Here is a 9,644-nt window from a genome sequence, read left to right on the forward strand (position 1 = left end):
AGCACAACCTTGCCAAGGTTGGGGTCGCGAGTTCGAGTCTCGTTTCCCGCTCCACAGCATCATCCCCCCACCCCTCACCGGGTGGGGGGTTTCTTCTTGAACTTCAAGTGCAGCATGGGTGAGGGACTTGCCACGCGGTTGCCGGAACCGGTGCGACACCTACGGCCTCAAATAGGGCATCGTTCCAGTAGCGCCGGCGGTAAAGATCACCGCTGTTGCCATGCACGGCAAAGCGGTTGCCTTTGACCTGGATGCGCTCGCTATAATGCCAGGCGAGCATCCTACTGGTCAGTGAGTTGTAGGCGATAATCCCATCCCCTGCGACTGGCACAGTGGAACCAGCTCGTTCTCGACCAGGTGGAACAACAGGTTGTAGCGAGGTTGCACACTATCGTAGCTGCCAGATGGGGTAGTTGGAGCCTATATAGCGTACATAGCTGCGCCGCACCATGTCGGTGAGGTTTCTTCGATGGGCATGTCGGGGGGTGTGGTTCTGATACAAATCTAATGTAAAGAGCGATTTCAAAGGGCATGGGTCGGAGTGGTGATTGGCAGTGCACATTCGCCCTGTAAAAAGCCCTCGTCTTCACTGCACATCCGGCAGGGTGGTGTGGGCTGGAATAATGACATCTTCCAATTGTTCTTCCAGCACTACCCGATTGCGCCCAGCGGCTTTGGCTCGGTACATGGCTTCATCGGCACGGCTCAAGATGGCAGCAACGGTGTCGCCCTGGCGGTAATAAGCCACTCCCAGGCTGAGGGTGATATGCACACCCGACATAGGGGTTTCGCGGATGGACTCGAGCAAGCGCTGGGCCAGGTGGTCGGCCTGATGGAGGTCGGTCTCTGGGGCCAGAATCAAGAACTCCTCACCACCCCATCTTGCCAGACTATCGCTTTCGCGCAGGTGTTGTTGCAGTCGTCCTGAAGCTTCACGCAGAACCTGATCGCCTACCGAGTGACCATAGGTGTCATTGACCCGCTTGAAGTGGTCGAGATCAGCTACCAAAACCGCAAAGGGGCGGTTATAGCGGCGGGCACGATCCAGTTCACCGTCGAGCTTGATCTGCATGGCCCGTCGGTTGGTCAGGTTGGTAAGGGCATCGGTATGGGCCATCTGGTGCATTTGGGCATAGTGGTGGCGCAGGTGGGCAAAGATGTAAAGCAACATCACATACGCCAGGTTGGAGAGTGTGAATTGCAGGGCAGTGTTGGTGGCGGAGACGCCCAGTGGGGGGCTGAAAAAAATTCCGATGGTGCCTGCCAGCAAACCCAGACCCAGATAAACCAGGGAGAAACGCAAGGCCTGTCTCCGGCTGAGCAGCACAAAGGCCATCAGATAGACCATGGGAAACCATAAAACGGCTGGTGTGATGCCATCTCGCTGGTGCAGCATATAGGCGGCTTCGTAATACAGGCTGAAAATTTCATACAGGGCAATCATGCCCAGGGAAATCTGCCAGACCAGCCGAATGCGATGGGGGTTGCGCCAGAGATAGAACTGCAGGGCTAAAAACCCCAAAGCCATTGGCCAGAGCAGAATCCGGTCTGGAAGCGACATCTTGCCAGCTACAGCTGACAAACCCCAGGCTGCCAGAGCCGCAAAGGCTCCCATTGGGAGAAGCCAGAGGGTGAGGCGAATACGTAAACCCTCGAGAGGATCAGCGACCTCTATGGTGGCGTAGGGATCGAGTTTACGGCGGGGCAGCATAGCCAAAGATTAGAACAATCTACCATTACCGGGTGGCTTTTATGATTTCGTGGGGGTTCAACGGGGTTTCCAGACCGTACCGACCTGTTCTCCATTAAAACCCTGCCGGGTGGTGTTTCAGGTTGCGCCATATTGAGTTTGTCAAATCCGCAAGACCCATCTGTCAGGCTGCGCGGTCGCGGGCGAAGTACCCCAGGGTAGGTCGAGCCGGATCCAGTGTCAAAAGTGCTGGGAAGATACGCTGAGAAATGCCCGGAAGATTTCCAGCCAGGGGTTTAGCTACTCGATCCGATACTCGGCGGTGGCCCAGCCGAGGGCTCCTTCCACCTGCTTGCGCCTACCCTAGCGCCTGGTAGGCTGGGGCGGTGAGACCTGTTTTGGAAGCGGCCTGGTGGCATCTAGGCTTGAGGGTGGCGGGTATAGACGAAGCTGGACGGGGCGCACTGGCAGGGCCAGTGGTGGCAGCAGCGGTGATTTTACCGCCTCTTACGGGTCAGACCGAGTATCCCTTCTACGATTCCAAAACCCTCAGAACCCAGGTACGCGAGGAATTGGAACCTCAGATTCAGGCGGTTGCCCTGGCCTGGGGGGTGGGGTGTGCCGAGGCAGCGGAAATAGACCAGCTTGGCATACTCAAGGCCACCCACCTGGCCGCCATGCGGGCCCTGCAGCAGCTCGAGGGCGTGCACCAGGTCAGACCGCAGGCTCTCCTGACCGACTATCTACGTTTAGAACAAGATTGGCGGGGATACCTCTCCAAGAATCCTCCCCCAACCCCCAACCCCCAACCTCCAACCCTGTTCCACTGCCCCCCCAAAGCCGACCGCGACAGCCCCACGGTTGCGGCGGCCAGCATCCTGGCGAAAGTGGCAAGGGATCGGCATATGCAAACGCTTGACAACCAGTACCCAGGCTACGGTTTTGCCCAGCACAAAGGCTATGGCACTGCAGTACACCTGCGTGCGTTGAGACAGCTTGGGCCGTGCACCCAGCACCGCCGCACCTTTGCGCCAGTGGCCCAAGTATTGCTGTTTAGGGCGGCTGCGGTAGAAGGCGCACCCACTTGTGGAAACCATTCTTGACCAAAAGGCGGTTGTCAGAGCAACCAGAGCGGTTTTCAGAAAGGGGGGAACCGTCATACGAACCCTGCTGCCGTCTTGGTGCTCCGGCAACTCAATCTCCGGTAGGGATTCCGCCCATCCAGTTGCAGGACTTGCTCTGCAGCCTACTTCGGGGGCTTCATCGTATACCGATTTTTTGGCTACCAGACCCGTGCGCTGCGTCCAACCGGGACTGTCGAGTCCATCCAGCCCATTGGCATAGCAGCGGCCCCGGTACTCGGATGTATGCCAAGCCTGATGCCGCGACCCACCTGCCGAGGAGATACTTAGACTTTCTTGAATCTGGGGTTGCCCAGCCAACCTGTGCGCTAGAATTTGAAAGGTGATTGCTATGCGTATGCTGCTTTTGGCCATGCTAGCCCTGTTGCTCTCGAGTTGTTTCCCGGTAGTGCGCCCCGGGGTTACGGTGGGTCTGCGCTTTGGTTTTGAACTCAACCCCATCATCACCCGCTTCGAACCAGACCGTGGACGGGCTGCCAGTTACCGGGTGGGTGAAAGCGTGAGCTTTGTGGTCAGCCTGACGCGCCCTGGCTACCTAACCCTGGTGGGTATTGACCCCGATGGGGTTAGCTACGAGTTTGATCGGGTTTTCCTTAACCCTGGCACCCACCTGCTCTCTGGCCCTCCCGGATTCCGTTACGAGGTACGCCCCCCCCTCGGCATCCAGCGTGTCCGGGCTATCTACACTGACACTCCCCACCCTTCAGGTTTTGTGATTCGGGGTAAGTACACCGCCGAAGGCTGGGATCAGCAGATCTCTATCTACATTCAGCGCAGTGGCTCGAGGGTGCGTGACGTAGCCGAAACATTTTTCTACATCCGCTAGCCAGTATCAGTCCTAAGAGAAGTGACTTATAAACCAAGGGAAAAGATCCTCGGACGCGCCCATGGTGCGGTAAGAAGAGGGGCGCAGCGTCGCCCGCGCAGTTTTGAAATATCAAGCTCTGTACGGGGAGGGTGCATACAGCACATCCTCCGTAAGGGAAAGCGCCCCTGGGTCAGTGGAGAGCAGGATCATGGGCTCAGCCCTTTGCAAGCGGTGTTTGCAAAGACTCAACCTTAACCAGCACATTCAGGCTTTCCTTACCCCCACCCCGCCGCAGCCCCTTGAGCGGCGGACAGTCGTCGTAGTCGCGCCCGTGAGCTTTTTTGACGTACTGTTCGGTGATGATGGAGTTGTTGGTGGGATCGTAGCCACACCAGCCCGAGCCAGGAACAAAGGCTTCAATCCAGGCGTGGCTCCCCTCCGAGCCTACCCCAGTGGCCAGATACCCCGAAACATAGCGGGCTGGAATGCCCACGCTGCGCAGCACCGCCAGCATGGCCTGGGCATAATCCTGGCAAACCCCAGCCCGACCTTCTACAAACTCGATCAGGCGCGTGTCTACCTGGGTGGCCCTGGTGTCGTAATTAAGAATGCGGTAAAGGTGCTCGGTGACTTCCAGCAGGTAGTGGTTCAGGTCTTCGCGGGGGTCGGGGCGGCGCAACCCTAGAAGCTCGAGCCAGTTGTAGTGCAGCGGTACACGTGGCGTAGGCGCCAGAAATTCAAAGAAACGAGCTTCTAAATTGCTTAACACCTGCACCGCTACCGCACTGGGTTTCGGAACCGTGAATGTCACCACTGTGGCCTGCGTCTCCACCCGTAGTTGTGTGTGCGGTCTGGTGACATGAAAATCGTAGACCCGGTTGTGGAAATAATCCTGGCGGCTGCGCGGCACTGAATCTGGCGCGATGTCCAGGCGAAACTCCAGCAGTCCCTGACGGTGGTCGTCTACCGGATAGAGCCACAGCTCATTAAATGAGTCCCGCGCCTCTTCGGGATAAAAATATTCCGTCAGGTGATATACCCTTAACAACACGGCTCATAGCCTATCAAAAATTGCCAGGGGTAGAGGATCGAAGGTCGGAGACAAATGCAAAAAGTCGGTCAAAACTCCTCCTCCCTTTGCGGGGGCGAATCGGCAGGATTCGTTTTCGATCTTCCCGGTAGACCTCTCGAGGGCGGTGATACCCACACCGAGCCCGGCTTCTGGGAGAGCAAACAACTCCACCGAATGGGTTATCTGAGCCGGATCGGAAGAGCCAGAACACAGACTTTTTGAGCCTGGTTCATGACTCGAGCCGCGCAAGCACATTTTCGCGCCAGGGCAGCGAAGGCTGTGCCCCGGCCCTGGTGGCTGCCAGAGCCCCGGCTACACAGCCGCGCTGTACAGCATCGGGCATGGCCTTCCCTTCGCATAGGGCCGTGGCCAGCGCGCCAATAAAGGCATCCCCGGCGCCGGTGGTATCTACCGCTTCAACCTCGAGGGCTGGCTGATGACCCGAACCCTCGGGCCCCACCCAGACTACACCTTGTTTGCCCAGCGTCACCACCACAACCGGGGTTTTTTCGGATAGCACTCTGGCTACCTCGAGGGCCATTTCGGGAGAATCGGGCAGTACCCCGGTCAGGCCAAAGGCTTCGCTTTCGTTAACCACCAGGATATCAATGCACTCGAGCAGTTTGTCGGGCAATTTCTGCACGGGTGCAGCGTTCAGGATTACCCTGGCCCCCGCTTTGCGGCCCAACTCGGCGGCGCGGCGCACGGTATCGAGGGGAATCTCGAGTTGTAAAACCACTACCTGGGCCTCTTCAAATTCTGCCGGGGAGAGGTTTTCGGGCCGAAGGCGATGGTTGGCCCCTGGCGAGACGATGATGGTGTTCTGCCCTTCCTCGCTCACCGCGATAAAGGCCACTCCGGTAGGCGCAGCAATCGGGATGGTGGCGTTGACGTTGATATTTTCGCGTTTGAGCGCATTTCGTAGCTGGGTGCCAAACTCATCCTGTCCCACCCGCCCAATCATCCGCACCCCTGCACTCTGGGTGCCCCCTTTGGCCGCCAACAGGGCGCGTTTTGACATCCTCGCCGCAGCTACAGCCTGATTGGCCCCTTTACCGCCGTGGTGGGTCTCGTAATCCGAGCCCAAAAGGGTTTCACCAGGAACGGGATGCCGCCTGACCTTTACCACCAAATCCATATTGAGGCTACCGACCACCACGATACTCATAGCCTATAGCTTACTAGGGCTAGAAGCTAAACAAGGCGGGTGGCATGGTGTAAAGCTTGGGGCCTCAAATTCTTAATGGTAGCGCCCGATCCGCTCTACCAGCAAATCGTAGAAACCCTCTGTATCAATCTCCAGCCCTACTTCGCAGTTGGGCTGTTTGTCGGTCACGCGCCAGTAGTCGCAGACCGTGCGCCCGAAGGCCAGCCCCTCGTTGGCCTCGACCTCCACACTGAACATGGTGGTTTTGAACAGGCCAGGACGCAGCAAAAAAGCAATGGTGCAGGCATCGTGAATGGGGGCGCCATCCCATTTATAGCGCCGGATGTGGTGTTCTCGGAAAAACTCGAGCAACTCCGCCGTAAACGCCCCCACCTTTGTCCCCAGGGCGCGAAAGCGCTCCACCCTGGCGGGATGGGCTACGGTTTGATGGGTTAGGTTGAGGCCCATCATCACCAGCGGAACCCCAGCTCCAAACACGATCTTGGCGGCGTGGGGATCGCATAAAATGTTGAACTCCGCGCTGGGCGACCAGTTGCCGATGTCAACCGAGCCGCCCATCAGCACGATTTCTCTGATCTGGGGAATGATGCGGGGCTCGAGGCGCATGGCCAGCGCGATGTTGGTAAGGGCTCCTACGGGCACCAGCGTGACCTCGCCAGGATATTTGAGTATTTGTTCGATGATGAAGTGTACGGCGTGCCCTGGCTCAACCTGGCCGGTAGGAGTGGGCAGATGGGGGCCTTCCAGCCCCGAGACCCCGTGTACGGCCTCGGCACTGATGCGGTCGCGCACCAGGGGCCGGTCGGCGCCGGCATAAATGGGTACGGTAGAACCCAGCACTTCCCGCACCACCAGGGCATTGCGCGTGGTGCGCTCCAGGCCCACATTGCCGTAAACTGTGGTGATACCCAAGACCTCGAGTTCTTCGCTGGCCAGGGCCAGCATCATGGCGACTGCATCGTCGTGTCCGGGATCGCAGTCGAGAATAATCTTTCGCAGCACGATTTACAGCTTACCGCAGATTTTACCCGGGTAAACCGTATAAACTCTTTGGTAGAGGTGCACCGCCATGCTTGAAGTCAAAGAAGCAGTCAAGATTGCCACCGACTATATCCAGACCTTGTTTGTCGAACGGCAGATTCCCGAGTTGAGGCTCGAGGAGGTCGAACTATCTGCCGACAATCGGTTCTGGGAAGTCACTCTATCTTTTGTGGTACGCGAACCCACAGCCTACTTGAGCTTGGGCGATGCAGCCCGCACCCGCGAATACAAAACTTTCTGCATCAACGCCGAGACCGGGCAGGTGCAGAGCATGAAGATTCGCAAGGTCTAGGCCAGTACCTGATCTGCACGTGGCTGACACCCATCGTGTCACGTTCACTTTGCGGTTTCCACAGGTGCCTTGAGGACTATCTGGAGCAAGCTTGCGGAGCAGCCTCTGGTGAGAACTGTTCCGGCTTGGCCGGAATCGCGTACCCATTCGACTGCGCTCAGGGCAAGCGCGACTTTGCCGACAGGTTCCGGCTTGTCCGGAATCGCGTAAGCGACTTTGCCCAAGGCGTGTCCGGGGGGTTTGCTTTAGGTATGGATCGCCACAAGGCAGCAGCGACACCATAACCTGCTCTACATTTATCCCCGATTAATTGCGCCCTACTAGACTTCGCTTAGTCCGGTTCTGGCCCCCTGGGGTGGGAACCTGACCGGAGAAACCATGAAACCTACTGCTTTTCGTGGCTTGTCGGCTGCCCTCCTGCTGGCTTCGCTCCTCGCTGGCTGCGGTTCCACACCCAGCAACGCCCAGCAGCCCAATTTCCAGGCCCTGCTGGTGGCGGCCGATCTGTCGGGAGCCTCACTGGCCCAAGCAGCTCCTTTTGACCCTCTGAGGCGGCCCCGAACCGACCTCTCGAGCATCGCCAGGGTGGTGGTCAACCTCGAGCGCATTGAGCTGGTGGGCGAAGAGGGCCGGGTGGCTCTTCTACAGCCCAATCCCGCGCTGGGCGACAGCGACGGTGACGGCAGGCCCGACATTGACCTGAGGGCCCTGTCGGGCAAGGCCACGCCCATTGTGAAAGGCACCATACCAGCGGGGATCTACACCCAGTTCCGCCTGTTTTCGCCTGCCGAGTTGGGCTCCGAGGCCCCGTCGGTTTACCTGGTGATGAAGGATGGCAGCAGAGTTCCGCTGCGTATCCCCAGCGGTCAGCAGACCGGCCTCAAGCTGGTGATCCAGGGGGGTTTCAACGTGCGGGTAGATGCCACCACTACCCTCACCCTGGCCTTCGATCTGGGCCACTCGCTGGTGCAGACCGGCAATGGTCGCTTTATGCTCAAGCCGGTGGTCAAAGCCAGCGGTGATGTAAGCTCCGGCGCGGTGAACGGCACGGTCACCTTTAAGGGAGGCCGGGCTGTGCAGGACGCAGGCGTGGAGGCCAGATCTGCCGACAACACCTACCTCACCCTGACCAACGCCGAGGGTCTTTATAACTTCCCGGCAGTGGCCGCACCAGCCACCTACGAGTTCACCTTCCGCCTCCAGACGCCCGCAAACGTGGTCTATCTGAGCCGGAAAACGGTCAGTATTCCCGCCAATGCCACTACCATCGTCAATGCCGAGTTTGAGCTTACCGGCGGGATTACGGTCTCGCTTAAGTCGGCGGCAGCCCCTGGAAATGTGACGGTGACCCTCAAGGATGCCAGCAAGGCTACGGTGGCCTCGAGTACCCAGGCCGATGCCAGCGGCAGGTATGTCTTCAGCACCCTTCCACCCGGCACTTATAGCGTCAGTGCCAGCGCTATGGTGGGTGGTGCCGCCGCAAGCGGGCAGGCCAGTGGCGTGTTGGTGGAAGACTTCCAAATGACCAGCCTGGAAATAGAACTGAAGTGAGGGCTGTCAACTTCGAAAGCCCAGCAGGGGCTTTTCTGCCGGGCATCCGGCAGGTGAATCCGCGATAGACTGTGGCCCATGCGCCCTGCCTGGTTGGAAGTGAATTTCGACGCCCTGGCCCACAATCTGAATTTACTGCGGGCCAGGGCGGGCAGTGTGCAGGTGGTTGGAATCGTCAAGGCCAACGCCTACGGGCACGGTGCCGTGGAGGTGGGCAAGGAATTGCTGCGGCTGGGGGCCTGGGGGCTGGCGGTGGCCACCACCAACGAAGCCCGCGAGCTGCGGAAGGCGGGTATTGTGGCCCGCATCCTGTTGATGGGGAGCCTGCACCCCCAGCAAGCCCCGGAAGTCCTCGAGCTAGATCTGATTCCCTCCATCTCGACCCTGGAAAGCGCCGAGGCCCTCAATGCTTTGGGAAAGGCAGTGGCGGTACACCTCGAGTTCGACACCGGGATGGGCCGGGTAGGCTTCCAGTCCGAAGAAGCCCAGATGGTCAGGGAACACTTCGCCCGGTACGAAAATCTGCTCATCCAGGGCATCTACTCCCACTTTGCCGATGCCGAGGAGGATGCGGCCTGGACAAAAGAGCAGATAGCCCGCTTCGTACAGGTGCAGCAGGTATTTGGACCGGGGTATTTCTATCATCTGTGCAATACCGCCGGAACGGTCAACTACAGCGACTATGGCCTGAGCGCGGTGCGTCCGGGTATCGGCCTGTATGGCCTGTTGCCCAACCTGGGCCTGAAGCCTATTGCCCGCCTGCTGGCAAGGCCTACCCAGGTCAAACAGCTTCCGGCAGGGCGCAAAATTGGCTACAGCGGCCTCTACACCACCCAGGGTGAGGAATGGATCGCCACCCTGCCGGTGGGGTATGCCGATG

General features: G+C 58.9%; 9 protein-coding genes. 5 read left to right on the forward strand and 4 right to left on the reverse strand.

Annotated features, from left to right (window positions below; all coding sequences use genetic code 11):
* Positions 1 to 586 precede the first annotated feature (586 nt).
* Positions 587 to 1,711, reverse strand: a complete 1,125-nt coding sequence (locus Q0288_RS10870; protein WP_299430299.1) for a GGDEF domain-containing protein — start codon at positions 1,709 to 1,711, stop codon at positions 587 to 589.
* 365 nt (positions 1,712 to 2,076) lie between these two features.
* Here Q0288_RS10870 and Q0288_RS10875 point away from each other — a divergent pair, with 365 nt between their 5' ends.
* Positions 2,077 to 2,793 (forward strand): ribonuclease HII, encoded by a 717-nt coding sequence (locus Q0288_RS10875; protein WP_299430301.1) that lies wholly within the window; start codon positions 2,077 to 2,079, stop codon positions 2,791 to 2,793.
* Between the two features lie 370 nt (positions 2,794 to 3,163).
* Complete coding sequence (locus Q0288_RS10880) at positions 3,164 to 3,658, forward strand: DUF4384 domain-containing protein (protein ID WP_299430315.1); 495 nt, start codon at positions 3,164 to 3,166, stop codon at positions 3,656 to 3,658.
* Between the two features lie 196 nt (positions 3,659 to 3,854).
* Here the strand turns inward: Q0288_RS10880 and Q0288_RS10885 are convergent, their stop codons facing one another.
* The 3 genes from Q0288_RS10885 to Q0288_RS10895 form a co-directional block, all read right to left on the reverse strand.
* Entirely contained in the window at positions 3,855 to 4,691 is an 837-nt protein-coding gene (locus Q0288_RS10885) for a transglutaminase family protein (RefSeq protein ID WP_299430303.1), read from the reverse strand.
* Between the two features lie 250 nt (positions 4,692 to 4,941).
* Positions 4,942 to 5,880 (reverse strand): ribokinase, encoded by a 939-nt coding sequence (rbsK, locus tag Q0288_RS10890; protein WP_299430305.1) that lies wholly within the window; start codon positions 5,878 to 5,880, stop codon positions 4,942 to 4,944.
* 72 nt (positions 5,881 to 5,952) lie between these two features.
* Positions 5,953 to 6,882, reverse strand: a complete 930-nt coding sequence (locus Q0288_RS10895) for a nucleoside hydrolase (protein WP_299430307.1) — start codon at positions 6,880 to 6,882, stop codon at positions 5,953 to 5,955.
* Positions 6,883 to 6,949: 67 nt separating this feature from the next.
* Here Q0288_RS10895 and Q0288_RS10900 point away from each other — a divergent pair, with 67 nt between their 5' ends.
* The 3 genes from Q0288_RS10900 to alr all read left to right on the forward strand — a co-directional run.
* Complete coding sequence (locus Q0288_RS10900) at positions 6,950 to 7,213, forward strand: hypothetical protein (RefSeq protein ID WP_299430309.1); 264 nt, start codon at positions 6,950 to 6,952, stop codon at positions 7,211 to 7,213.
* A 378-nt stretch (positions 7,214 to 7,591) separates the two neighbouring features.
* On the forward strand, positions 7,592 to 8,764 hold the full coding sequence (locus tag Q0288_RS10905) for a DUF4382 domain-containing protein (protein WP_299430311.1): 1,173 nt from the start codon (positions 7,592 to 7,594) through the stop codon (positions 8,762 to 8,764).
* Between the two features lie 78 nt (positions 8,765 to 8,842).
* The coding region (gene alr / locus Q0288_RS10910) for an alanine racemase (protein ID WP_299430313.1) at positions 8,843 to 9,644 on the forward strand (802 nt) is incomplete at its 3' end.

The sequence above is a fragment of the uncultured Meiothermus sp. genome (genome assembly GCF_937863175.1).
GTDB lineage: Bacteria > Deinococcota > Deinococci > Deinococcales > Thermaceae > Meiothermus.